The 25,813-nt window shown below is 33.9% G+C and carries 19 protein-coding genes; 6 read left to right on the forward strand and 13 right to left on the reverse strand.

The genetic code is table 11. The features are described from left to right. Positions 1 to 15: 15 nt before the first annotated feature. From VOI25_RS13510 to tpx, 5 genes are all read right to left on the reverse strand, one after another. Positions 16 to 2,379: an LptF/LptG family permease gene (locus VOI25_RS13510; protein WP_323789610.1), complete on the reverse strand. Its 2,364-nt coding sequence runs from the start codon at positions 2,377 to 2,379 to the stop codon at positions 16 to 18. A gap of 14 nt (positions 2,380 to 2,393) precedes the next feature. Next, positions 2,394 to 3,026, reverse strand: coding sequence for an outer membrane lipoprotein carrier protein LolA (locus tag VOI25_RS13515; RefSeq protein ID WP_323789754.1), 633 nt, complete (start codon positions 3,024 to 3,026; stop codon positions 2,394 to 2,396). Positions 3,027 to 3,061: 35 nt separating this feature from the next. Then, entirely contained in the window at positions 3,062 to 5,455 is a 2,394-nt protein-coding gene (locus tag VOI25_RS13520) for a DNA translocase FtsK (protein ID WP_323789611.1), read from the reverse strand. 97 nt (positions 5,456 to 5,552) lie between these two features. Then, on the reverse strand, positions 5,553 to 5,924 hold the full coding sequence (locus tag VOI25_RS13525) for a diacylglycerol kinase family protein (protein WP_323789612.1): 372 nt from the start codon (positions 5,922 to 5,924) through the stop codon (positions 5,553 to 5,555). A 78-nt stretch (positions 5,925 to 6,002) separates the two neighbouring features. Beyond that, a complete protein-coding gene (gene tpx / locus VOI25_RS13530; protein WP_323789613.1) occupies positions 6,003 to 6,503 on the reverse strand; it encodes a thiol peroxidase in 501 nt (166 codons plus the stop codon). A 261-nt stretch (positions 6,504 to 6,764) separates the two neighbouring features. Between tpx and VOI25_RS13535 the strand changes: the two genes are divergently transcribed. Beyond that, positions 6,765 to 8,048 carry an ammonium transporter gene (locus VOI25_RS13535; RefSeq protein ID WP_323789614.1) on the forward strand — a complete coding sequence of 428 codons (1,284 nt, stop codon included), beginning with the start codon at positions 6,765 to 6,767 and terminating at the stop codon, positions 8,046 to 8,048. A gap of 59 nt (positions 8,049 to 8,107) precedes the next feature. Here VOI25_RS13535 and pheT read toward each other — a convergent pair whose 3' ends face one another. Next, entirely contained in the window at positions 8,108 to 10,534 is a 2,427-nt protein-coding gene (pheT, locus tag VOI25_RS13540; protein ID WP_323789615.1) for a phenylalanine--tRNA ligase subunit beta, read from the reverse strand. A 121-nt stretch (positions 10,535 to 10,655) separates the two neighbouring features. On the opposite strand from pheT, the gene VOI25_RS13545 reads away from it, so the two are divergent. Together VOI25_RS13545 and VOI25_RS13550 are read left to right on the forward strand one after the other, a co-directional pair. Then, complete coding sequence (locus VOI25_RS13545; RefSeq protein WP_323789616.1) at positions 10,656 to 11,873, forward strand: TlpA disulfide reductase family protein; 1,218 nt, start codon at positions 10,656 to 10,658, stop codon at positions 11,871 to 11,873. 137 nt (positions 11,874 to 12,010) lie between these two features. Beyond that, entirely contained in the window at positions 12,011 to 13,114 is a 1,104-nt protein-coding gene (locus VOI25_RS13550) for a DUF2911 domain-containing protein (RefSeq protein ID WP_323789617.1), read from the forward strand. A gap of 56 nt (positions 13,115 to 13,170) precedes the next feature. On the opposite strand, the gene VOI25_RS13555 is transcribed toward VOI25_RS13550, so the two are convergent. The 3 genes from VOI25_RS13555 to recG all read right to left on the reverse strand — a co-directional run bounded on the left by VOI25_RS13555 (position 13,171) and on the right by recG (position 16,525). Continuing rightward, positions 13,171 to 13,683: a DUF3124 domain-containing protein gene (locus VOI25_RS13555; RefSeq protein ID WP_323789618.1), complete on the reverse strand. Its 513-nt coding sequence runs from the start codon at positions 13,681 to 13,683 to the stop codon at positions 13,171 to 13,173. 16 nt (positions 13,684 to 13,699) lie between these two features. Further along, on the reverse strand, positions 13,700 to 14,281 hold the full coding sequence (locus VOI25_RS13560) for a tRNA-(ms[2]io[6]A)-hydroxylase (protein WP_323789755.1): 582 nt from the start codon (positions 14,279 to 14,281) through the stop codon (positions 13,700 to 13,702). A gap of 105 nt (positions 14,282 to 14,386) precedes the next feature. Further along, positions 14,387 to 16,525 (reverse strand): ATP-dependent DNA helicase RecG, encoded by a 2,139-nt coding sequence (gene recG, locus VOI25_RS13565; protein ID WP_323789756.1) that lies wholly within the window; start codon positions 16,523 to 16,525, stop codon positions 14,387 to 14,389. 69 nt (positions 16,526 to 16,594) lie between these two features. Here recG and VOI25_RS13570 point away from each other — a divergent pair, with 69 nt between their 5' ends. Further along, positions 16,595 to 17,971: a peptide-N-glycosidase F-related protein gene (locus VOI25_RS13570; RefSeq protein WP_323789619.1), complete on the forward strand. Its 1,377-nt coding sequence runs from the start codon at positions 16,595 to 16,597 to the stop codon at positions 17,969 to 17,971. Positions 17,972 to 18,120: 149 nt separating this feature from the next. Continuing rightward, positions 18,121 to 19,017, forward strand: a complete 897-nt coding sequence (locus VOI25_RS13575) for a patatin-like phospholipase family protein (RefSeq protein ID WP_323789620.1) — start codon at positions 18,121 to 18,123, stop codon at positions 19,015 to 19,017. A 7-nt stretch (positions 19,018 to 19,024) separates the two neighbouring features. Here VOI25_RS13575 and VOI25_RS13580 read toward each other — a convergent pair whose 3' ends face one another. The 3 genes from VOI25_RS13580 to VOI25_RS13590 are packed head-to-tail and all read right to left on the reverse strand — an operon-like array spanning position 19,025 to position 22,411. Further along, a complete protein-coding gene (locus VOI25_RS13580) occupies positions 19,025 to 19,543 on the reverse strand; it encodes a hypothetical protein (protein WP_323789621.1) in 519 nt (172 codons plus the stop codon). 18 nt (positions 19,544 to 19,561) lie between these two features. Then, complete coding sequence (locus VOI25_RS13585) at positions 19,562 to 21,139, reverse strand: FMN-binding glutamate synthase family protein (protein ID WP_323789622.1); 1,578 nt, start codon at positions 21,137 to 21,139, stop codon at positions 19,562 to 19,564. Further along, a complete protein-coding gene (locus VOI25_RS13590; RefSeq protein WP_323789623.1) occupies positions 21,140 to 22,411 on the reverse strand; it encodes an amidohydrolase in 1,272 nt (423 codons plus the stop codon). A gap of 137 nt (positions 22,412 to 22,548) precedes the next feature. Between VOI25_RS13590 and VOI25_RS13595 the strand changes: the two genes are divergently transcribed. Continuing rightward, positions 22,549 to 24,867, forward strand: a complete 2,319-nt coding sequence (locus tag VOI25_RS13595) for an ATP-dependent helicase (RefSeq protein ID WP_323789624.1) — start codon at positions 22,549 to 22,551, stop codon at positions 24,865 to 24,867. On the opposite strand, the gene VOI25_RS13600 is transcribed toward VOI25_RS13595, so the two are convergent. Further along, the gene (locus tag VOI25_RS13600) at positions 24,868 to 25,788 is read right to left on the reverse strand and encodes a glycogen-binding domain-containing protein (protein ID WP_323789625.1); all 921 of its coding nucleotides are present in this window, start codon (positions 25,786 to 25,788) and stop codon (positions 24,868 to 24,870) included. It lies immediately after the preceding gene. Between the last annotated feature and the right edge of the window lie 25 nt (positions 25,789 to 25,813).

Raw genomic sequence — 25,813 nt, forward strand, 5'->3', positions numbered from 1 at the left:
TATGGCTTATTTTTTCTACGCTGAAAAGTCTTCAGATATTTTATTTCGCCTTTTAAAATATACCACAGGATAAATGATTAATCCTAAAATAGACCATAAAAGGTAAGAAGCAGGTGTGCTTTTTATTTGGTTGTACATTTTTTTGAAAGCTATACTCGAAGCTATGGAATACACCAGAAACAACAACCCAGAAATTACCGATAATTCGAATGCCGCAGATTGTGCAGCTGGAAGCTTATTATTCTTGAATACCAAGACTAAAATGAATAGAACTAGACCTATTATATAAAATACAAGTGCAAATTTTGAATACGCTTTATAATCATTATAACTAGTCTCTAATTCTTTTGTTTCAGAAATTATGGACTTCGAATTAGTACTATTTGCCGATTGATTATCGGTTATAGTTGTTTTTAAATCTTCCTTAATTTTTTTCTTTTGAAAAAAGTAGAATACAAAATATAAAGGCAATCCAAAAAGGATAAAAATTAAGGCGTTTGAAATATTGTTTTTACCCAGTTGCTTATTAAGATTTGAGCTGTCTATAAACGATTTAACTAGTGCAAATATGTAGAATAATGCTATAATATTCCCTGTTATGAATAAGCCTGAACCTAATTTTGGATAACCATTATTTTCAAGGATTGATCCAGGAAGAATTAGAATAAATGAAATTACATAAAGAACAAATGCTAACTTTGAGTTTTCTTCATATAAATATTTTAACCTTAAAGCTTCTTCGTAAGAATAATCAGTTAAATTCCCAGCAAATTTTAACTGTTGCTGTGTAATTCCTCTTGATTCTAATACTTGTAATGAAGAATTCTTATATTCTATTCCATAATTATACTGTCTGTAATGTTTGACAATATCAATCAATTTATTATCGTCGTAATTCTCTAAGTTTTGATAATCTTCAGAATTAATGTCTAATGCGTTAGTGCTTGATATGAGCATTTTACTTTTGATACCAAATAATTTTTTTAGTGGATCAAGTAAGCCTTCAGATTCAAATAATTGTCTGTCTTTAGTTGCCCTTCGAGTAAGGTAAATACTTAAAGGCAGCATAATTAAGGTAGATAGCCATGTCGCAAAAACAGGATTTAAAGTGCCATCTAATGAGCTGTTTTTAGCAAATATCCCAATAAAATGATAGGTCAGAAATAATAAAATAGCAATTACTAAAGGCAAACCAATTCCACCTTTTCGAATTAAAGCTCCTAAAGGTGCACCCACGAAAAATAGAATGATACATGCTATTCCTAAAAGATATTTTTCATGCAAGGAAATCACATGTTTGCTTAACCATTTTGTCGATGCAGATACGTTTTTTTTATTTGCTGCTATGATTTGTTTAGTGCTCGATGCCGTATTAGCAGCAAGAGTAAGCATTTGTATTTTAGTGGAATTTTTAAATAAACTAAAAATATCACCGTTAAAAACAGAATCTTTTTTTGGAGTGATATTGTGATCTAAATTTTCAAAATTAGAACGTGTGTAAAGCGTTTTAGAAAAGTCTTTTAAATTATCAGATTGCTTTTGATATAAACTATCAATAGTATAACTAAGACTGCTTACGTCAAGCATATTGTAACGATTGTCGTAGTTTTTATCGTCAATATCTACATCATTTAATCCTTCTAAATCAACATTGATTGTATATTCTTCAAAATAGCTTTTTGCAAAAGGTTTTTTAAATCGTTGTTTAGGGTCTTTATTAAAAATTTCTTCATAATAATGGCCTTCAAATAATACAAGTTGCAGAATATTTGAATTCGGATTACTCTTTAGTTCACCAGAATCAGAAATGATAACTGTCTTATTTCCTGCGCGACGTACTCCTTTTTTATGAATAACTACTTTTTGTAAAAACTGTCCTTTATCTCCACTTTTCTTTTCAACTTTAATATTATAATCTCCAATGTCATTAAATTGACCTTCGGCAATGGCCATCGCTGGTTGAACTTTAGCTATATTCTTTCTTAAGTTATAGAAATTGTAATTGGCCCAAGGAATCACATTGTTTGAGAATATGAAAGTCGTTATTCCTAACAGTACAATAAAAACGCTTAAGCTTCTCATAGCACGTTGAAGCGAAATACCAGTAGATTTCATAGCGGCAAACTCATAATTTTCAGCAAATTGTCCGAAAACCATAATAGAAGCTAGTAAAATTGTAAGTGGTAATATTAATGGAATTAGCGTAGGGGTAACGTACAATAAGAATTTTAAGATGACTCCAACAGCTAGGTCTTTTCCAGCTAATTCGCTAATGTATAGCCAAATAGATTGTAAAACAAAAATGAGCATGAGTATAATAAACACGCTCAAAAAAGTTTTTAAGTAGGTCGTTAGTATGTACCTATCTAGTATTTTCATTGATGGTTGTTGGCCTAGTCTAGTCTATTTAAATAATAGTCTTTGTATTTACTCTTGTCAAAAGTAAACAAGGTTTTTGAGAACGGCTCATTCGTTTTAAAAGAATTAACAGTTAAGGTAGTTTTTGTTCCGTTTTTACCAATTTCTATCAGATTATAAATGTGCTTGGTGTTGGCATCAATTCCTAATAATACTTCATCAATTTCAGAGTTTGTATCAATTGGAGTTAATTTTACATATTGAATTTTTCGTCCTTTTACATTCTGAACAATATCCAATTCGTAGGTATAGCCTTCTTTGTAAAAGGATAACATTTTACTTGGTGTAATTGTCGATTCCTCTTCAATATTATCGGAAGAAATAGTTACTTCTTCATCTTCAGGACTAATTGTGTAGAGAGTCTTTCCATCATAAATCCTAGTTATGCCAAGAATGTTTAAGACATATTTATCGCCTTCCATGGCAACATCTCCACGAGTTTCTTGATTAATGTTTTCACTTGTGTTTTGGAGCACATATTTAAAATCTATAGAAATATTTTCATAAGATTTAGTTTTATTATACACGTCATTAAGCAAGGTTTCTGCATCTTGTGCAAAACCTAATGAACTTATTAAAACAATTAGGACTATTGCTATCTGTTTCATCATCAATATAAAAGTTAATTTAAAATTCGTATTTATTATTCGTTTGCTAATAATTGATCGAGAGCTACTAAGTCAGGAACCAATACTTGTCTAGCCTTACTGCCTTCAAATCCACCAACAATACCTGCGGCTTCAAGTTGATCTATTAAGCGTCCTGCTCTGTTGTATCCTAGTTTTAGTTTTCGTTGTAATAGTGAGGCTGAACCTTGTTGTGCGGTGACAATAATTTCTGCAGCTTCTCTAAACAATTTATCTCTATCCTCAATATTATTATCAAGACTTGTGCCACTTTCTTCACCTACGTATTCTGGTAATTGGTAAGCTTCAGGATAAGCCTTTTGAGAGCCAATAAAATCTGTAATTTTTTCAACTTCAGGCGTGTCAACAAATGCACACTGTATTCGAATTATATCATTTCCTTGCGTGTAAAGCATGTCACCACGACCAATTAATTGGTCAGCTCCAGAACCATCAAGAATGGTTCTCGAATCAATCTTAGATGTTACTCTAAAAGCAATACGTGCAGGGAAATTGGCTTTGATAATACCTGTAATAACATTAACTGATGGACGTTGAGTCGCGATAATCAAGTGGATACCAATAGCACGTGCTAACTGAGCTAAACGAGCAATAGGTGTTTCAACTTCTTTACCAGCTGTCATAATTAAATCGGCAAACTCATCGACCACCAAAACTATATAAGGTAAAAACTGATGTCCATCATTAGGATTGAGTTTACGTGCTTTAAATTTTGTATTATACTCTTTAATGTTACGACATAAGGCGTTTTTCAACATTTCGTAACGGTTATCCATTTCAATACACAAAGAGTTTAATGTATTGATAACTTTTGTATTGTCAGTAATTATCGCATCCTCACTATCTGGAAGTTTAGCCAAATAATGACGTTCGATTTTATTGAAAAGTGTTAATTCTACTTTTTTAGGATCAACTAATACAAACTTAACTTCTGCCGGATGTTTTTTATAGAGTAATGAAGTTAATACCGCATTTAGCCCAACCGATTTACCTTGACCTGTTGCTCCAGCCATTAATAGGTGAGGCATTTTGGCTAAATCGACAACCATGGTTTCATTACTAATGGTTTTTCCAAAAGCAATAGGAAGCTCCATATCTGTTTTCTGAAATTTTTGTGAAGCAATAACCGAACGCATCGATACAATGGTAGAATTTTTATTTGGCACCTCAATTCCAATGGTTCCTTTGCCAGGAATAGGAGCAATAATACGAATTCCTAAAGCTGAAAGTGATAAGGCGATATCATCTTCTAGGTTTTTAATTTTTGATATTCGTACTCCAGCTTCTGGTACAATTTCATAAAGTGTTACTGTCGGACCAATAGTTGCCTTAATACTTGCAATTCCGATTTTGTAGTTGTTTAAGGTTTCTACGATTCGGTTTTTGTTTTCTTCTAATTCTTCTTGATTTATGGTAATACCTTCAGTATCATATTTTTTCAATAAATCTAAAGGCGGAAATTCAAATTTACTCAGATCTAATGTTGGGTCAAATTGCCCGAAATCTTCAACTAATTTATTTGAAAGATTATCAGTTTCTGAAGCCTCTTCCTCAATAGTTTTAATTTCAATATTTAATTCAGGCTCTGGTTCTGGCTTAGTAATTTCTACTTTTGGTTTTTCAACCTTTACGTCTGGTTTTGAGTGATTTTCAATAGTAGGTTTAGGCTCTTCGATATCTAACTCAAAAGCAGCTTTAATGTCTTCAGCTTCGGCAGATAAATCATTGTCTAAAGGAACTATAAGGTCTTGATCTATTTCTTTATCAGAATTAATCTCAGCTTTAAATTCTTTATTTGCATTCTTAAAAAGTGACACAATGGAGTCTCCAGTGACTTTAAAACGAATAGCTAAATACACAATTAAAATGAATACAAGAAGGAGTATGGTTCCAATTTTGCCCATATAATCCTGAAAGAAACTATTCATTTCAAAACCTATCGTTCCACCTAGTGAATCGTATTTGTGAGCAAAAAAACCAAAGAAAACAGATAGCCAGATCGCTATAAGTGTTCCCCAAATCCAATGCTTCAATAACTTTGATTTATTAATATCTAATGTGACATAAACTCCTGAAAGAAACAACAATCCCGAGAAAATAAACGAAGAGACACCAAATGCTTTGTTGATGAATAAGTCGCTTACCCAAGCACCAAGTTTATTGAGCCAATTTTTGGCTTCAACATCTCTAGAAGCTAATTCAGTAAGTGTACTTTGGTCTGCTTGTCCAGTAAAGAAAAAGGATAAGAAAGCTATAAATAACAAGACACCAAGAATTATTAATAAACTACCAAAAATCAACTTCTGCTGACTTGATAATTTAAAACTTGGTTTTTTCAGTTTAGGCGTTGTTTTAGCTTTGCTTTTAGTCTTGGTTTTTTTCTTCGCCATTAAAGGTTTCTTAGTGTAAAACAAAAATACAAATTACTAACGTTTATCCTAACTTAAAAGTATTTAAACACATTAGATATTAACGGAGTTATGAACCTTAAAATATTTTCGGAATATAAATTATCAGAGCTGCTATTGTTGCCGAAACGGCAGCAATAAATACTGCTCCTGCAGCTATGTCTTTAATTCGACCAATACTTTCATGTCTCTCAGGATGAATGAAATCCGATATGTATTCAACAGAGGTATTCATGGCTTCTAAGCTCATTACTAAGCCTATAAAGGCAATTTGGATAAGCCATTCTGTATTAGAAATGTCAAAATAAAACCCAGCTATGGTCACAGCAATAGCAATGCATACTTGAATTTTTATACTTGCTTCTGTTTTTACAAGAAAAACAGCGCCTTTAAAAGCATAGCCTACACTTTTTAATCGGTTTACTAAAAAAGAGTCTTTTTTCTGCGTCATGCAAACATCCTTAAAGGTGCATAGTAATTACTTCGTTATGTTTTAAAGCATCTAAAGCCGCTTTGTAATTGCTTAGATTTATTTCAAAGCATCTAAAGCCGCTTTGTAATTTGGCTCGTCAGCAATTTCACTAACTTGCTCTGTATGTAAAACCTTGCCTTGATTGTTGATGACGATAATACATCTCGATAATAAAGTTTCAAATGCACCATCTGTAAAATCTAGTCCGTAAGTAGTTCCGAAACTACCATTTTTATAATCAGTAAGGCTTACAACGTTTTCTAATCCTTCAGCACCACAAAATCGGGCCATTGCAAAAGGTAAATCCTTAGAAATACAAAGCACTTTTGTATTGTCTAGTGTGCTAGCTTCTTTATTAAATGTTCTTACAGATTGTGCGCAAGTCCCAGTATCTACACTAGGAAAAATGTTTAAAACTAAGTTGTGACCTGAGAAATCGGATAAAGATTTAGTTGATAAATCGGTTGCTGTAAGTTTAAAATCTGGAGCTTGAGATCCTATTACTGGAAGTGTTCCTGATGTATGTACTGTGTCGCCACCTAATGTAACTGTTGCCATTTTTTATGTCGTTTTTATGAATGTTAAATTTAAGTAATATTTGAATCTTAGAGCATAAGCGAGTACAATATTTTGCAATAGTTTAACACAAAGATTTTTCCCTAACAATTAATTTAATGCTTATCCGCCAAAAAGAAATTATGATTAATATAAATTATAGTAATCATTTTTATGAATATCGTAATTTTTGTGACTATTGCTAATTCTCATGGTAGTTATTTATAGTCGTTTTATAAATTTGAAATGTAAATTCATTTTATTATGGGAAAAAAATTAAACTTCATTATACTGGCTATTCTGGTTTTTGTTGTACTGTTTTGTGGAACAGAATACCAAATTTTGGATAATGTTGATGCTATTGATACTGGCGATACGGCATGGATGATTGTTGCTTCTGCATTAGTGTTTCTAATGACACCAGGATTAGCATTTTTTTACGGAGGAATGGTTAATAAGAAAAGTGTGATTTCTACAATGCTTCAGAGTTTTGTGGCTTTGGGAGTCATAAGTGTTTTGTGGGTGATAGTTGGATTTAGTCTGGCTTTTGGAGACAGCATTGGTGGTGTAATCGGTAATCCAATGACGTTTTTCTGTTTTAAAGATGTATCGGTTTCTCCTAATCCTGATTTTGCAGGAACCATTCCGTTTTTACTTTTTGCATTGTTCCAATTAAAATTTGCAATTATTACACCAGCCTTAATTACAGGAAGTTTTGCAGAACGCATTCGATTTAGAAGTTATATCTTTTTTATGGTATTGTTTTCAATTTTTATTTATTCACCATTGGCACATATGACCTGGCATCCAGATGGTTTGCTGCGAAATTGGGATGTCCTAGATTTTGCTGGAGGAACGGTTGTACATATGTCTGCTGGACTTGCAGCCTTAGCTGCAGCAATGTATTTAGGAAAACGAAAACATACTATTGAAAAGCCTGCTAATATTCCATTCGTAATTTTAGGAACAGGTTTGCTTTGGTTTGGTTGGTTTGGATTTAATTCCGGCTCTGCTCTTGGTGCTAACACAGATGCTGTTATTGCTTTTGCAAACACCAATATTGCTTCTGCTACGAGTATGATTACGTGGTTGTTTTTCGAACGTTTTTATAATAGAAAAATGTCATCTCTTGGTGCGTGTATAGGTGCTATTGTAGGTTTAGTAGCCATTACACCAGCTGCTGGTTTTGTGACCATAGGTCAGAGTGTTTTTATAGGTTTTGTTGCGGCAATTGTAAGTAATATTGCCATTCAGTTGAATAAGAAGTCTAAGATTGATGATACCTTAGAGGTGTTTCCTAGTCATGGAGTAGGCGGAATAGTTGGTATGGTATTAACTGGAGTACTTGCTAAGGATGTTGGGTTAATTTATGGCGAATACACCACGTTTACACATCACATAATTGCTTTAGTAGGTGTTGCCCTATTTACATTCTTCGGGAGTTTATTATTACTCAAAATTGTAGATATCATTTTGCCACTTAGGGTTCGTTCAGATCAAGAAGAGCGAGGACTAGACTTGTCGCAGCATGGTGAAAATATTGAATAGTTTATTTATAGATTTAAAGAATATTAAAAGCCTTTTCATTTCGAAAAGGCTTTTATGTTTTATCTCAACTCAGCTCCTAATTGTTTTTCAAAATTAGTCTGAAGCTTAGACATGATTTTATCAATCTGTTTGTCTGTTAAGGTTTTCTTTTCATCTTGAATTGTAAAACTCACAGCATAACTCTTCTTTCCTTTAGGAAGGTTTTTGCCTTGATAAACATCAAATAGGTCTACATCTTTAAGTAATTGCTTTTCCGTCTGCATTGCAATTTTGTCAATGTCTGCAAAAGTTATTTGTTCGTCTAATAATAAGGCGAAATCGCGACGAACTTCAGGATATTTAGGAATATCTTTAAATTTGATGTCTTGGTGTTTTGCTAAATCAACGATATTATCCCAATCGAATTCAGCAAATAAGACCTCTTGCGAAATTCCAAAATGCTTTAAAACTTTCTTGTTAATGATGCCAAAATCAACCAGTTTAGTTTTTCCTATTGATAAACTTATGCCTTCACTAAATACATCATTTTTAATAGGTGACACTTTATGGTTGTTAAGTCCTAGGCGTTCCAGCGTACTATTCACAATGCCTTTTAGGTAGAAGAAATCACTTTTATAAACTGGAGAATTCCATCGTAAACTAGTTTTATTACCTGTTAAGAAAATAGAGAGTCGTTTATATTCTTCTCGGTTTCCACTGTAGTTATGATACGTTTTTCCAAACTCATACAACTTCAAGTCATCACGTTTTCTATTAATATTATAGTTTACGGCTTCCAGACCTGAAAACAATAAACTTTGACGCATTACACTTAAATCGTTACTTAGCGGATTTAGCATTTCTACATTGTGTTCTTCTTTTAATTGCTCACTTAAATCAATATACTTTGGAGTCGTTAATGAATTAGAAAGCATTTCGAAAAACCCTTGAGAACTTAATTGATTGCCTACAATATTTTGAAGTTTATAATCTTCAAATTTTGAGGTGTTAGAAATTGAGGCATTTAGCTTTTCAGTAGTGCGAATGTTATTATAACCATATACTCTTAAAATTTCTTCAATGATATCAGCCTCACGTTGCACATCATTTCTATATGCAGGAACAGTTAATCCCAATCCTGTTTCTGTAACATTATTTACCTTTATATCTAAAGATGTTAAGATACTTTTTATGGTTTCCTTCGGAATTTCTTCACCAATTAATTTCTTTGCACTATCAAAGCTCATTCGTACTTGAAAATCTTCAATCTTCTTTGGATAAAAATCCATCAAATCACTAGTGATATCACCTCCTGCTATGTCCTGAATTAATAGTGCTGCACGTTTCAATGCGTATTCAGTAATGTTTGGATCGATGCCTCTTTCAAATCTAAAAGACGCATCTGTATTCATGGCATGACGTTTTGCCGTTTTACGGATGCTTACAGGATTAAAATAAGCACTTTCTAAGAAAATACTCGTTGTGCTTTCTGAAACCCCAGAATTTGCACCACCAAAAACTCCTGCAATACACATAGGTTTTTCGGCATCACAAATCATAAGGTCTTCTTTATGTAATTCGCGCTCTACATCATCAAGTGTTGTAAACTTTGTGCCTTTTGGCAATGTTTTTACAACGACTTTGTTTCCAGCAATTTTTGCTGCATCAAAAGCATGTAATGGTTGTCCTAATTCGTGTAATACATAATTAGTGACATCAACGATATTGTTTTTAGGAGTTAAGCCAATCGCTTTCAATCGGTTTTGAAGCCACATTGGAGATTCCTCCACCTTAAGTCCAGAAATCGTTACACCACAATAGCGAGGTGCTAAGGTTTTATCTTTAACGTCAATATCTATTTTGAGTGTTCTGTTTTCAACATGAAAAGAACTCACAGAAGGTGTAATTAATTCAGTGCTAATTTCTTTTTGTAATAAACCTGCTTTCAAATCACGAGCCACACCAAAATGACTCATGGCATCTGCGCGATTAGGAGTTAAGCCTATTTCAAATACCTGATCCTTTTCAACATCAAATAAATCAGCAGCTTTTGCACCAATTTTTGTATCAGGTTCTAAAACCATAATACCTTCATGAGAGGAGCCTAATCCTAATTCATCTTCAGCGCAAATCATTCCGTGACTTTCTTCGCCTCTAATTTTACCTTTTTTAATGGTCCAAGCTTCACCTTCAGCAGTATACAACGTTGTGCCAATTGTAGCGACTGGAACTTTTTGTCCTTTTGCAACATTTGGTGCACCGCATACAATTTGTAAGGGGTCATCTTGACCAATATTAACTGTAGTAATCTTTAAACGATCTGCATTTGGGTGTTGCTTACAGGTAAGAACTTCACCAACTACAATCCCTTGCAATCCACCTTTAACCGATTGAAACGACTCTATGCCTTCTATCTCTAAACCTAAATCAGTAAGAAGCTCGCCAGTTTGTTCTGCAGGCCAGTTAATCTTCAAAAACTGTTGTAACCAATTATATGAAATCTTCATTTGTGTACTTTAATCAAGCCACAAAGATAATAATACTATGTAGTTATAATAATCGATAATTGTGTTTTCTTTGTAAGAATTTTAAATTTGTTATGACTATTAGGTCATTAATCTCCACAATATGAAATATTCCGCTATATTTTTCTGTATTTTTCTTATCCTTTTCTCTTGTAAAAAGGAAGAGAGTAATGATTTGAAGCTCGGGATTTGGCGTGCAGAATTGCAAGTCACTCAAGATGAAGTATTGCCTTTTATATTTGAAGTAACCTCTGCTCAATCTCTTAAAATTTTTAATGCTGAAGAAGTGATTTTAGTGAATGATATTTCATATTCAAACGATACAATTGTGTTTAAAACACCTGTTTTTGAAGGTTATGTCGAGGCCGTTGTTAGTAATGGGAATTTAAAAGGAAATTTTATAAAAGAAAGTTTAAATCGTGTGGTTCCGTTTTCTGCTGAATTTGGAAGTAATGAGCGTTTTGTAGCTGAAACTAATATAGTTAATCAAGATGTTTCAGGGAATTGGGAAGTTGTTTTTAGTCCAGATAATGAAGCTGATAGGTATATCGCTAAAGGCATTTTTGAACAAAAAGGCAATAAGATTACTGGTACATTTAGAACCACAACAGGAGATTATAGGTATTTAGAAGGTGTTATGGACGGTAACGTGATGAGGCTATCTACCTTTGATGGTGCTCATGCGTTTTTGTTTACTGCGGAAATTAATGATGATACAATGAACGGTATGTTTTATTCCGGAAATCATTGGGTAGAACCTTTTGTTGGAAAGCGAAATGAGACCTATGAATTGCCAAATGCAAACGATCTCACCTTTTTGAAACAAGGATATGATACTATAGATTTCACCTTTCCTGAAACTAATGATCACATGGTTTCATTAGCAGATGATAGATTTAAAAATAAAGTCGTTATTGTTCAAATCATGGGAACATGGTGTCCAAATTGTTTAGATGAAAGTAAATACTATTCAGAATATTACAATACAAGAAGCAATACCAATATTGAATTTATTGCGCTTGCTTTTGAATATGCAAAAACGAAAGAGAAAGCATTCCAAAGTATTAATCGCTTAAAAGCAGATTTAGTTATTAATTACCCCATATTATTAGCCCAATTTGGGACTTCAGATAAATTTAAAGCACAAGAAAAGTTACCTATGCTTAATCATGTGCTATCCTATCCAACTTCAATTTATATAGACAAGCAAGGTGAAGTTCGTAAGATTCATACAGGATTTAACGGACCAGCAACTGGTGAAAAATATGATGAGTTCAAAGCTGAGTTTGCTGAATTTGTTGATGCTTTGGTTAAAGAATAGTCATTTCCTTATATAACTTTACTGGCTTCTTAAATAATGTTAATTAACAGTCTGTCAAGGCTTTTTAACGAAACGCTAACAACTTCCGTTTACAAACCTGTCTAACTTGTAAACAACAAACTAAACAATCAATCAAAATGAAACAATTCAACTCAATTAAATTATTGGTGTGTATTTGCCTATTCGTAGGTGTCCATACAAATGCACAAATCAACACGCCAAACGCAAGTCCAAAAGCTAAAGTCTCTCAACGGATAGGCATATCAGACGTTACAATTAAGTATTCAAGACCAAGTGTAAATGACAGACCTGTTTGGGGAAACCTTGTACCATATGGAATGAATAATCTCGGATTTGGGACTTCAACGGCTGCGCCTTGGCGAGCTGGAGCAGATGAAAACACAACGATTACATTTTCACATGACGCAAAAGTAGAAGGAAAGGAGATTAAGGCAGGAACTTACGGCTTACATATAGAAGTGAAGCCAAATGATAAGGCAACTTTAATTTTATCTCATGATGCAAATGCTTGGGGAAGTTTTTTTTATGATCAAAGCAAAGATGCATTGCGTGCAGAAATAACAACGACAACGGTGCCTCATCATGAATTATTGACTTTTGAATTTAATGAAGTTACATCAAATTCTGCAATAGCAACATTGGCTTGGGAGAAAAAAGGATTTCCACTTAATGTGTCTTTCGATGTGACACCTATTGTATTAAATGATTGGAGAGCAAAGGCTAAAGGGCAAGCAGGATTTCAACGACAAAACTGGGAACAAGCAGCAAATTTTGCTCTTAACAATGGAGGTAATTTAACTGAAGCTTTAGGATGGATTGATAGTGCAATTGCTGGGCAATTTTTTAGCCAGAAGACATTTAATAATTTACAAATCAAAGCACAGATTTTAGATAAACTTGGAAAAACAAATGAAGCTACGGCAGTTATGGATGAGGCTTTGCCACTTGCTACCATTTTTCAGGTGCATCAATATGGAAGAACATTAATTACTAAAGGTCAATTAGACAAGGCGCTTGAAGTGTTTTCTATGAATGCAGAAAAAAATAAAGATACGTGGCCAGTGCATTATGGTTTAGCTAGAGCTTATTCTGCAAAAGGCGAATATAAAGTAGCTTTAAAGCATTTAAGAAAAGCATTAGTAAATGCACCAAATGAGGCTAGTAAAGGAAGAGTTCAAGCTAATATTGACAAGCTTGAAAAAAATGAAGACATCAATTAGAAAACGATCAGTATTCGTTTTTAAAGCTCAACTTTTTAAGAATGTTGAGCTTTTTTTTATTTGATGCGATGACCTTGAGTCACAAATGATAAACCTTGTTGTCCCATTGTAGAATTCATAATACCTTCAAATAGCGGCTCTGGACAATTTTTTGGAATGTTCCACTCAAAAATAAAATTAGAGCCAGTACCTCCAGAAATGTCTTTTTCATTGATAATAATTTCAGTAGTTTCTAAAGGAGCCAGATAGATAGTAGTGTTGAAATATGTCCTTACAGACTTACCATGCGTATCAAAATATTCAGCCTTTAACAGATAAATGGTGTCTTTATCACTGGTATTTCGTAAGCTCACCATTGCAGTGAGGTTGTGTGTTTTGTGTTCCGATTGACTATAAATTTGAGAGTAAATTGAAAGATAGGTTTTTCCGTAAAGAAGGCTGTCAGTTGTATTAATCTTAATAGCTCGTTTTGCCCAGTTTTCAGGATTTATTGAGCTGATTTCTTGATTTGATTCATCGCAACTAAAAATTAAGGCACCACAAACAAGGCATAAAATAAATACTTTCATAGTTAATTGAATTAATTTATCCGTGAATACTTTCTGATTTTCCATAGCTTTTAATGAGTTCGCCTTCAAATTCAACTAAATCTTTCCAGCGTTGATCAACGTCGATATTTTTACCGTATTTTCTAGCAAATGTAATGAAAGTCGTATAGTGTCCAGCTTCGCTAACCATTAAATCAAAATAAAATTTTGATAATTCAGGATCTTTAATCCGTTGAGATAGTATTTTGAAACGCTCACAACTTCTAGCTTCAATCATTGCTGAAAACAATAAGCGATCTACCATGCTCTGTAAATGGTTTCCACCTTTATTCATAAATTTGTAGAGCTCATTAACATAGCTGTCTTTACGCTCTCTTCCTAATTTGTAGCCACGCGCTTTGATGATATCATGAACCATTTGAAAATGTTCAAGCTCTTCTTTGGCTAATTCTAGTAAATCGGTTACTAAATCTTCGTACTGCGGATTATGAGTGATAATAGTAATGGCATTAGTTGCAGCTTTTTGTTCGCACCAAGCGTGATCTGTAAGGATTTCTTCAATATTATCTTCGGCAATAGTAGCCCAACGAGGATCGGTTTCTAGTTTTAGGTGTAGCATGCTCATTCTTTGCTATTTAAGTTGTGTAAAGATAGAAAATCTCTATATAGTTGATTGTATATTAATCGAGAATTTGATTGTGCTTTGTTAGTTTTATTTAAACAACTAACTAATATAATTCCAGATATTCTTGTACTTGCTGAGTTGTCTATACGTGTATAGAATAATTTTATTTTCGTTTAAGGCAAGGGAAGGGTCAGCATTCAATATTCGCTTCGCATAAAAGCGAGCACTTTGCAATATGTCTTTGTCTTTAATAATGTTTGCGATTTTTAGGTTTAAAATCCCACTTTGTTGGGTTCCCATAATGTCACCTGGACCACGAAGTCTTAAGTCCACTTCAGCAATTTCAAAACCATCGCTAGTTCTAGTCATAGTTTCTAAACGTACTTTGCTATCCTGACTTAATTTGTGTCCAGTCATTAAAATGCAATAACTCTGTTCAGCTCCACGACCGACACGACCTCTAAGTTGATGTAACTGTGATAAACCAAAGCGTTCGGCACTTTCGATAATCATAACAGAAGCGTTAGGAACATTAACGCCAACTTCAATAACCGTTGTGGCAACCATGATTTGGGTTTCCCCTTTAACGAAGCGTTGCATCTCATAATCCTTATCTGCAGGCTTCATTTTTCCGTGAACTATTGAAATTTGATAGGTTGGCATTGGAAACTCTCTAACAATACTCTCATAACCATCCATTAAATCTTTGTAATCTAATTTTTCGCTTTCTTGAATTAAAGGGTAAACAATATAAACCTGTCTGCCTTTGTCAATTTCATCACGAATAAAACGTAAGACTTTGAGTCGATTTTTATCATATCGATGTACCGTTTTTATGGCTTGTCTTCCAGGTGGTAATTCGTCAATAATTGAGATGTCTAAATCGCCATAAACAGACATCGCTAAAGTTCTCGGAATTGGTGTTGCAGTCATCACTAAAATGTGTGGAGGAGAAGTGTTTTTTTTCCATAATTTTGAACGTTGTGCGACTCCAAATCTATGTTGTTCATCAATAATTGCAAGTCCTAAATTCTTAAATTTCACCTTATCTTCGAGCAGTGCATGAGTGCCGATTAGGATCTGTAAATTGCCATTTTCGAGTGATTCGTGAATTTTTCGCCTTTCTAAAGTAGTGCTTGAACCTGTTAGCAGTGAAATACTGATATTCAATTTGTTACATAATTCATGTAATCCTTGGTAGTGTTGGACTGACAAAATTTCAGTCGGAGCCATTAAACAGGCTTGAAAACCATTATCAAGCGCCATTATCATTGACATGAAGGCAACTATTGTTTTTCCAGAACCAACATCACCTTGTAGTAAGCGATTCATTTGGGCATTACTTCCTAAATCTTTTCTTATTTCTTTTAAAACACGTTTTTGGGCATTGGTTAAATCGAATGGCAAATGGTCGTTGTAAAAGGTGTTGAAATATTTTCCAACAGATTCAAAAGGAAACCCTTTTATTTTAGATTTATGAATTAAATTCTTGAGAATTAATTGCAGTTGAATGTAGAATAATTCTTCAAATTTTAGACGAAATTCTGAGCGTGCTAAAAGCTCTTGATTTTTTGGAAAATGTATGTTAAAAAGCGCTTCACTTTTCGATAGTAATTTGAGCTCTGAAATTAGGTTTTCGGAAAGTGTTTCTTCAAATCGTCCTTTGGTTTCTATAAACAGGCTTTGCATAATTTTGGTCATTACGCGATTTGTGATGCCTTTATTTGATAGTTTTTCGGTTGAAGGATAAATAGCTTGCATCGACGAGCGAAGATTTTGCTCATGTTCGTTCAATAATTCTAAATCGGGATGAGGTAAGCTAAAAACGCCATTAAACCAATTGATCTTACCAAATATTACATAAGGTGTGTTGATTTTTATGCTATCTCTAATCCATTTTTGGCCACGAAACCATACAAGTTCCATGCGTCCAGTATCGTCTTCAAAAGTTCCAACAAGTCTTTTGCCACGCTTTTGTGCTACCTCTTTGAATCCAGTAATTTTTCCAACGATTTGAATTTCAGCGCTATTTCTTTGTAAATCTTTTATTTTGTAGTACTTGGTTCGGTCTAAATAGCGATTTGGAAATAGATTTATCAAATCCTGATACGTATGAATTCCTAATTCGCTTCGAAGTAATTCAGCACGATTAGGACCAACACCTTTAAGGTAATCTATTGGAGTTTGAAGATTGGTACTCATTCTTTCAAAATTATCACTTTTTTCTAATGTATTAATGCTAATTTTATGTTTTCAGAAATATTAAAGTATTTAATCTTTACCTTGTAATTAAAATCTAATCAATTTATGACAACTAGAAATTTAAAAAAGAGTCTTGGAATACTTGTATTCGTGCTAGGCTTATTGTTTATTGTTAATTGCAGTGGTGACGACACTTCGAGTAATGAGGTTCAGCAACAAATTATTACACCAAGTATGTCAGTGAATAATATGAGTTTTAATTTTGTTGGCACTCAAGTTTCCAGTAATTCAGATTCATTTATACTTTTTGTTAATGGCGACAATTTAGAGTCGTTAATTAATATAACATCAACTGAAGGTTTTCAAGTGTCTTTAGATGGAACGACTTTTTCTAATTCGTTGCAAATTGCATCTGAATCTGTAAATGGTCAAACTTCTGTATTTGTCAGATTTTCGCCAATGGCAATTGGAAGTGTTACAGGAACATTAACTGTAGCTAATTCTGAAACAGATAATATTGTTGTATCGTTGGCTGGTGTGGGCTTGCCAATCGTTCATAATTATTCCACGTTTGTGTCAGAACGACTTGCTTTTGGAGGAGGTTTTAGTCAATCTTCAACACAAGTCTTTAATTTACATGATGATTTAACAAGTATTGAAACTATAAAAATGTTTGTTAAGCTTAGGTGTCCTGCAGGTGGTTGTGATGAATGGGATGTGTATGCCAATGTGAAAGTGAAAGATGATGCTTCAGGTGAATTGTATGAAATTGGTCGATATATAACGCCTTATTGGAATGATAATAGTCAGTTAAATAGAGGGTTTGAGTTCGATGTAACCGATTTCAAATCGTTACTAACGGGTTCGACGGAATTGAGAATTAGGACAGAATGTTGGAATGCTAATGGTTATGAGGTTTCTGTAGAATTCGATTATATTGAAGGAACGCCAGATTATCCATATTATGCAGTGTCGAGAGTATTGGCTTATGATGATTGGTCATCTTCTGGTGTGCCTTATGGAGTAGCTCACAGTTTTGACCTAACAAGATCTGTGTCAATTCCTGCGAATACTGAAAGTACACATTTGAGAACAATAATCTCAGGTTGGGGTCATGCAACACCAAATGATTCTGATGGAAGACCATGTGCTGAATGGTGTTATAGAACGCATGACGTGAAAATTGATGGAGCTCCAATGTTCCAACATAATTTATCGCCTTTAGGATGTGCTTCTAATCCTGTTAGTAATCAGAATCCTGGAAATTGGCAACCAGATAGAGCAGGTTGGTGCCCAGGAATGGTTGTACCTGCACGTTTAAATCAGTTTAACTCTTCTATGGCTGGAAGTTCATTTTCTTTTGAATATGATTATGAAGACTGGATTAGTGATATAGCTGGTGGTAATGCTTTTTATGCAACATCAACTTTTGTGGTAGTAAAAAGTAATACGCCAATAAGTAAGCCAGTGGTTTCAGATTAAATAGCATTTAATAAGAATCAAAAGAGCACGTTTTAAAAGTGCTCTTTTGATTTGTTAAGATTAATATTTTTATGGTAAAGAGCTTAAATATTGTATTTTGCTTAGATATTTAATGATTCGATTATTTTGAAATTAAAATTCAGGTATAAATGAAAGCGTTAGTCATATCAGGAGGAGGAAGTAAAGGAGCTTTTGCTGGAGGTGTTGCACAATACTTAACCAAGGATTTAGGGCATAATTATGATTTGTTTTTAGGGACTTCAACTGGAAGCTTACTTGTTCCGCATTTGGCAGTTAATGATGTAGGTAAGTTGTATAATGTTTTTACCAATGTAGAGCAAGGAGATATTTTTAGTGTTAGTCCTTTTGTTCAGCGCCAGAAAGGTAATCGCGAATATGTGTCTATTGATTTTGTGAATTCATTATGGCAATTTATCAGGATGAAGCGAACATTTGGAGAGAGTAAGTCATTAAAGCGATACATTAAACGAAACTTCACGAAAGAGGAGTTTGATAAAATTAGAGAAACAAAGGAAGATGTCGTGGTTACGGTTTCAAATTTATCTATGAATCGTGTCGAATATAAATCTATTAAAGAATTTGATTACGAAGAGTTTTGTAACTGGATTTGGATTTCATGTAATTATATTCCGTTTATGTCTTTAGCTAAAGTAAATGGCTATGAATATGCTGATGGTGGGTTGGGTTGTGTAATTCCAATTCGCGAAGCTATTGAACGTGGCGCAACAGAGGTTGACGCTATTGTGTTGGAGTCTGAGAATTTGAAAAAACAAAAAGTCTTAGGTAAAAATCCGTTTTCTTTAATGCTGAGTTTGTTTGGTCATCTTTTAGATCAAGTTGAAAAAAATGACATAGCAATAGGTAAGCTTGCTGCCAAAAATAAGGGTGTAAAGCTCAATTTATATTATACGCCTACTAGTCTTACGGAAAACTCTTTAATTTTTAGTAAGCGTTTAATGGTTAAATGGTGGGCACAAGGCTATGAGTATGCTAAAAGCAAGCATGAAAATCATGTTCCCGAGTAAGTTGGTGTTACCAGATTTCTGAAACTTCTTCTTTTATAAAAGATAGTGCAGCGTCACTTGGAGATCGCTTATCCATCATGTCGCTCAAAATAACTTCTCTGAGTTTGTCTGCTGAATCTACTTTGTCAGATAATGTAGATTTTCTAATCATTTGAATGGTTGCATTTTTTGCAGTAGAAGTGATGCTCCAGCACTTGTCTGTAACATAGATTTGTTGTGCTAAATTATGGTCAAATTCTTGTTCGATATTTGCTATAAGTAATGATTCGTAATCTGCTTTATTTGAAGAAGTTGGCTTTACTCTTAAAAGTAGTTTTGAAGGCTTTATCCTTTCTAAAAAAAGAGAGATGCGTTCATAGGCTTGAAGTCGCATTGGTAAGGCATCTTTTTGCAGGTCTTTTTGTATAAGAAAATTTCGACGATTATTTTCATTTTCAACATGTTCTCTAAAAAATAAAAAAGCAATTCCTCCTGTAATAATTGCAGGTACGCAATATAATAATAAGCCTAAGATGTCTAATTCCATAATTGGTGTTATGTGTTTTTAATTTACGGTTTCTGAATATTTTAAATTACCTCCCAAAAATATGCAATCTTTTAAATCTTGCATAGTTGTAAAAGGAACAATTGTTTTGTTGTACATAAAAGTTGCACTTAACTCTTGGGATAAGTTATGATCTTCAACATTAACTTCGACATCGTCCATATTAAATTGGCAAGGATGCTCGTGTCCAGCTGCATGAGTGATTTCAATTAACTCCTTTTTAAAAAATTTAAAATAATGTGCTAGGCGTTCAGACTTTAATGGCACATTGATTCCATTTTGTAGCCATTTACTTTGGGTTGCAACACCAGATGGACAACGATTGGTATGACAAATTTGGGCCTGGATACAACCAATACTCATCATAGCTTCTCGAGCGACGTTAATGCAATCTGCTCCCATTGCAAATGCCATAGCAGCCTTGGCAGGAAATCCAAGTTTTCCACTTCCAATAAATACTATTCGGTCTGTTAGTCCTTTATTTTGAAACACTTTGTATAAATCACCAAAACCATATACCCAAGGTAAGCTTACATGGTCAGCAAAGCTTGGAGGAGCAGCACCAGTACCACCTTCACCGCCATCTACGGTAATAAAATCTGGACCTTTACCTGTTTTCTCCATGATATCTGCAAGCGCTTTCCATTCATCTAATTTTCCTATAGCAGCTTTTATGCCCACAGGTAAACCAGTTTGTTCAGCGATATCTTCTATAAAATCTAAAAGTTCTGGAACATTGGAGAAGGCCTTGTGATTTGGTGGCGATAAGACGTCTTTACCGACTTCAACACCTCTAATTTCAGCAATTTCTTCCGTAATTTTTGCACCAGGAAGAACACCGCCTTTACCAGGTTTAGCGCCTTGAGAGAGTTTAATTTCTATGGCTCGAATAAACGGATAGTCTTCTACTAATTTTACCATTTTTTCCATGGAAAAACCACCATCATCCGCACGAACCCCAAAATAGCCTGTTCCAAAGTGAAATACTACATCACCACCATTTTTATGATAAGGAGATAAGCCACCTTCACCTGTGTTATGATATGCATGAGCAATTTTAACGCCTTTATTCAAAGATTCTACAGCTTTGGCAGATAATGAGCCGAAACTCATTGCAGATACATTAATAACAGAAGCTGGACGGTAGGGTTTACGCCTTTTATTATATGCTCCCATAACTTTTGCGCATGGTAGAAATGTTTTATCAATAGTATTAGGATGATTTTCATCAATTTTATAAGGCATCATCGCATTGTTTATAAAGATATGCTGATGTGCATAAATGTCACGATCTGTTCCAAAGCCTTCATAATTATTTTCTTTTTTTGCTGAAGCATAAATCCAACCGCGTTCAATTCTATTAAAAGGTAATTCTTCTCTATTGTTGGATACAAAATATTGACGCATTTCAGGACCAATGCTTTCAAGAAGATAACGTATATGACCTACGATTGGAAAATTATGGCTTATGGTATGTCTCCTTTGAAAAAAGATATCACGAATAGCAATTATTGCTAACACAATTATAATCCATAACCACCAAGGAATATTTGAAAGTGTTTCTAAAATTAAATCCATTTATTGTTGGTTTAAATAATCTATTGTCATTTGAGTTAATGCTTTGACACCTAGTAATAAACCGCTTTCATCGACATAAAAACTAGGTGTGTGATGTGGGTGTGATTCAGTATTACCTTTGGTCATAACGCCAAGATAAAAATAAAAACCAGGAATTTCTTCTTGAAAATATGAAAAATCTTCACCTATGGTTTCTGCTTTAATCTGAATCACTTTATCAGCACCAGCAGCTTTTTTTAAACTTGGTAACATGTCACGAACTAAATCGTGATCGTTATAAGTAATTGCAGTTTGATTTCTGAACGAGATTGTAGCTTCACCACCATAAGCTTTGGCAATTGTTTCTGTCATTTCAGTCATACGCTTAATAATTAAAGCTTTCATTTCTGGATCTAAAGTTCTTACTGTCCCTACTAGTTCTGCAGTTTCTGGAATGATATTAAATCGAACACCACTTGTTATTTTTCCAACGGTAATTACTGCCGCTTCATTAATTAGCTTAGATTCTCGACTAATAATAGTTTGTAATCCATCAATAATTTTTGCAGAAATTAATATTGGGTCAACACCAAGCCAAGGTGCAGCTCCATGCGCTTGTTTTCCTTTTACATTAATCACAAAGCGTTCTACAGCTGCCATTGCGCCTCCTGGTTTGTAATGAATTTGTCCAACCTCTACCATTGATCTTAAATGTAAACCAAAAATAACATCGACTTTTGGGTTTTCAAGAACACCTTCTTTAATCATTAATTTGGCTCCACCTTCTTCTCCTGGAGGAGGACCTTCTTCTGCAGGTTGAAAAATAAATTTCACTGTTCCTTTTATTTTATCCTTATTTTTTGATAGAATTTCAGCAACAGACATTAAAATTGCAGTATGACCATCATGACCACAAGCATGCGCTACACCAGTTTCATTCCCTAAGAATTGAGTTGTGACGTTAGATTTAAAGGGTAAATCGTTGTCTTCAGTAACAGGAAGTGCATCAATGTCTGCTCTTAGAGCTACAACTTTTCCTGGTTGATTCCCTTTTAATATTCCAACAACTCCTGTGATTGCGACACCAGTTTGAACGTCTAATCCTAATGACTTGAGATGCGTGGCAATTTTTTCAGCAGTTTTAAATTCCTGATTTGATAACTCTGGATGTTCATGAAAATCGCGACGCCATTCAATGAGTTTAGATTCTATGTCAATAAATTGAGTTTCTAAATCATTTTGGGCAAATGTGCTTGTAATTCCTAATAAGAGAAAGGCATATAGGATTTTCATAATTGTGTTTTTTGTTTAAAAACCTAAATATATATCAAAAAAGAAGAGTTGCAATGATTGTTTATAATTATTGATAAAAGCACTACCTAAAACCTATTGCAAATAGTTATTTTTATCATTCTAAAAACGATAATGAATTGGAAAAATATTTAAGTCAGTTAAATGACGCGCAATTAGCACCAACGTTACAAAAAGATGGTCCGATGATCATAATTGCTGGTGCAGGTTCAGGTAAAACGCGGGTATTGACTTATAGAATTGCATATTTAATGAGTCAAGGTGTGGATGCGTTCAATATATTAGCATTAACCTTTACTAATAAGGCTGCCAAAGAAATGAAAGGCAGAATTGCAGATATTGTAGGTGATAGTGAAGCTAAAAATCTTTGGATGGGAACATTCCATTCTGTGTTTGCTAAGATTTTACGATTTGAAGGTCATCATTTAGGCTTTCCAAGTAATTTTACCATTTACGATACACAAGATTCTCAAAAATTATTAGGCTCAATCATTAAAGAAATGGGCTTAGATAAAGACATTTATAAAACCAAACAGGTTTATAGTCGTATTTCATCCTATAAAAATAGTTTGATTACGGTTAAGGCTTATTTTAAAAACCCTGAACTTATTGAAGCTGATACTGCAGCAAGACGACCAAGAATGGGTGAAATTTATAATAATTATGTCGACCGTTGTTTTAAAGCTGGAGCAATGGATTTCGATGATTTATTACTAAGAACAAATGAGCTATTGACGCGTTTTCCAAATGTATTGGCTCAATACCAAAATAAGTTTAGATATATTTTAGTCGATGAGTATCAGGATACCAATCATTCGCAATATTTAATAGTACGAGCCTTGTCTGATCGATTTCAAAATATTTGTGTTGTTGGTGATGATGCGCAAAGTATTTATGCGTTTCGTGGTGCTAATATCAATAATATTCTAAATTTTCAGAAGGACTACGATGACGTAAAAGTGTATCGACTGGAACAGAATTATCGATCAACAAAAAACATTGTTGGTGCTGCAAATTCAGTGATTGAACATAACAAAACGAAATTAGATAAAATCGTTTGGACCGCAAATGTAGAAGGTGAAAAAGTAAAAGTTAACCGCTTGATGACAGATGGTGATGAGGGTCGTTTTGTAGCGAGTTCTATTTTTGAGAACAAGATGCAGCATCAGCTTCCAAATAGTGATTTTGCGGTTTTATATAGAACTAATGCACAATCTCGTGCAATTGAAGATGCGCTTCGGAAACGAGATATTCCTTATCGTATTTATGGTGGATTGTCATTTTATCAACGAAAGGAAATTAAAGATGTTACTGCATATTTACGCTTGATATTAAATCCTGCAGATGAAGAAGCTCTAAAACGAGTGATTAATTATCCTGCAAGAGGTATTGGTCAAACAACCATAGATCGACTAGTTGTTGCGGCAAATGGATATAACAGAACTATTTTTGAAGTCCTTCAAAATATTGATAAAATTGACATTAATATCAATAAGGGTACAAAAAACAAACTCAAAGATTTTGTTACGCTTATTGAAAGTTATCAAGTGATGAATCAAACTGCAAATGCTTTTGATTTGACCGAACATGTGACTAAATCTAGTGGTTTAATTAGAGAGGTCAATAAAGATGGCACACCCGAAGGACAAGTCCGTTTAGAAAATGTTGAAGAATTATTAAATGGTATTAAGGATTTTGTTGAGGGTCAAATTGAAATTGCTGACGCTGGAGATACGTTAGCTGAATTTTTAGAAGATGTTGCTTTGGCTACAGATTTAGATGGCGATAAAGGAGATCCAAATCATGTGGCTTTGATGACCATTCACCTAGCGAAAGGACTAGAATTTCCGTATGTGTATATTGTAGGAATGGAAGAAGACTTGTTTCCTAGTGCCATGAGTATGAATACAAGAAGTGAGTTAGAGGAGGAGCGACGATTATTTTACGTGGCGCTTACTAGAGCAGAAAAGCAAGCCTATTTAACCTATACATTATCTCGTTATCGTTGGGGAAAATTGATAGATGCAGAACCAAGTCGATTTATTGAGGAAATAGATGATCAATTTGTAGATGTGTTAACACCAATTCATGAACCACGACAAAACCCGATGCTCTCTGCTGATATTTTTGGAGATATTGAACCTAATCGCATTCGATTTAAAAAACCTATAAAACGAAAAACGGAAGCTAAGCCTCCAAAGTTTGTAGCGCCTAAAAACTTAAAGCCAGTTGCTAAATCCTCTGGTTCTAACGATAAAACGAATCTATTTGACGGCAAATTGGCCGTTGGGAATGTTGTAGAGCATGCTCGTTTTGGTAAAGGCGAAGTATTAAAAATAGAAGGTAAAGGCGCAGATGTAAAAGCGGAAATTAATTTTGAAGTTGGAGGCGTAAAAAAGCTATTACTTCGATTTGCTAAGTTGGATGTATTAGGATAATTATCGAATCATACATACCGAATTGACATTGCCTACGCCATCATACTCTTTCACAGAATTATCAGGATCAAGAATCCAATTTCCATCGATAATAAATTTATAATGATGTTTCCCAGCAGGTAATGGTAATCTATATTTCCAATAACCGTTATCGGTTTTAGTCATTTGAAATTCACTTTCATTCCAATTATTAAAAGTGCCAGAAAGGATCACAACATTGGCATCTTGAAAGCCTTTTAGGAGAAATGTTTCGTATTTACCAACGTTTATATGAGAGTTGTATTCATCAAATTCATTTCTAACTTTATCAGGATTTGAAGGGTCTTCCATCCAATTCCCATCGACTATAAATCGATATTCATAGTCTCCAGGTCTCATTTTAACCTTTAGTTCCCAGCCATTTTCAATTTTATACATTTTAAACAGATGTTCATTCCATTTATTAAAAGAACCAGAAACAATAACTTTCTTAGCATCATCATAACCTCTTAATCTGAATCGCACATTGCCATTATTGTCAGGATAAGCATTCGGAAACATTTTAAGATTGTAAACATGAAGATCCTCACCATTAACACCTTTTGCATCAACAGTATTAGATGCAGAATGTGTTGGTTCTGCCCAGTATTCATTATTAACAACAAACTTAAACTGCCAAGTAAATTCACCTTCAAATTTGCTTAGTGGTTTTTGCAATTGATAGGTGTTTTCATCGATTTTGGTCATTTTCCAATCGTACTTTGACCAATTATTGAATTCTCCAGACACCACCACGTTTTCAACAGTTAAGTCATCAAAACTAATTCTGTTTCCGTGAGAATCATGTGATAATATGTCGTAATCGGATCTATGAAATGTAAATACAACATTGTCATTTTCGATGGTATATCCTTTTAGATTTTGAGCAAAAGTAGAGCACATCGTGCTAACGAATAAGAGAAAGATA

This window comes from Psychroserpens sp., assembly GCF_034670085.1.
Classification (GTDB): Bacteria; Bacteroidota; Bacteroidia; order Flavobacteriales; family Flavobacteriaceae; genus Psychroserpens.

Excerpts from the sequence above, each read along its gene's own strand:
- VOI25_RS13510 (WP_323789610.1), bottom strand. The coding sequence starts at position 2,379 with ATGAAAATACTAGATAGGTACATACTAACGACCTACTTAAAAACTTTT.
- VOI25_RS13515 (WP_323789754.1), bottom strand. The coding sequence starts at position 3,026 with ATGAAACAGATAGCAATAGTCCTAATTGTTTTAATAAGTTCATTAGGT.
- VOI25_RS13520 (WP_323789611.1), bottom strand. The coding sequence starts at position 5,455 with ATGGCGAAGAAAAAAACCAAGACTAAAAGCAAAGCTAAAACAACGCCT.
- VOI25_RS13525 (WP_323789612.1), bottom strand. The coding sequence starts at position 5,924 with ATGACGCAGAAAAAAGACTCTTTTTTAGTAAACCGATTAAAAAGTGTA.
- tpx (WP_323789613.1), bottom strand. The coding sequence starts at position 6,503 with ATGGCAACAGTTACATTAGGTGGCGACACAGTACATACATCAGGAACA.
- VOI25_RS13535 (WP_323789614.1), top strand. The coding sequence starts at position 6,765 with ATGGGAAAAAAATTAAACTTCATTATACTGGCTATTCTGGTTTTTGTT.
- pheT (WP_323789615.1), bottom strand. The coding sequence starts at position 10,534 with ATGAAGATTTCATATAATTGGTTACAACAGTTTTTGAAGATTAACTGG.
- VOI25_RS13545 (WP_323789616.1), top strand. The coding sequence starts at position 10,656 with ATGAAATATTCCGCTATATTTTTCTGTATTTTTCTTATCCTTTTCTCT.
- VOI25_RS13550 (WP_323789617.1), top strand. The coding sequence starts at position 12,011 with ATGAAACAATTCAACTCAATTAAATTATTGGTGTGTATTTGCCTATTC.
- VOI25_RS13555 (WP_323789618.1), bottom strand. The coding sequence starts at position 13,683 with ATGAAAGTATTTATTTTATGCCTTGTTTGTGGTGCCTTAATTTTTAGT.
- VOI25_RS13560 (WP_323789755.1), bottom strand. The coding sequence starts at position 14,281 with ATGCTACACCTAAAACTAGAAACCGATCCTCGTTGGGCTACTATTGCC.
- VOI25_RS13570 (WP_323789619.1), top strand. The coding sequence starts at position 16,595 with ATGACAACTAGAAATTTAAAAAAGAGTCTTGGAATACTTGTATTCGTG.
- VOI25_RS13575 (WP_323789620.1), top strand. The coding sequence starts at position 18,121 with ATGAAAGCGTTAGTCATATCAGGAGGAGGAAGTAAAGGAGCTTTTGCT.
- VOI25_RS13580 (WP_323789621.1), bottom strand. The coding sequence starts at position 19,543 with ATGGAATTAGACATCTTAGGCTTATTATTATATTGCGTACCTGCAATT.
- VOI25_RS13585 (WP_323789622.1), bottom strand. The coding sequence starts at position 21,139 with ATGGATTTAATTTTAGAAACACTTTCAAATATTCCTTGGTGGTTATGG.
- VOI25_RS13590 (WP_323789623.1), bottom strand. The coding sequence starts at position 22,411 with ATGAAAATCCTATATGCCTTTCTCTTATTAGGAATTACAAGCACATTT.
- VOI25_RS13600 (WP_323789625.1), bottom strand. The coding sequence starts at position 25,788 with ATGTGCTCTACTTTTGCTCAAAATCTAAAAGGATATACCATCGAAAAT.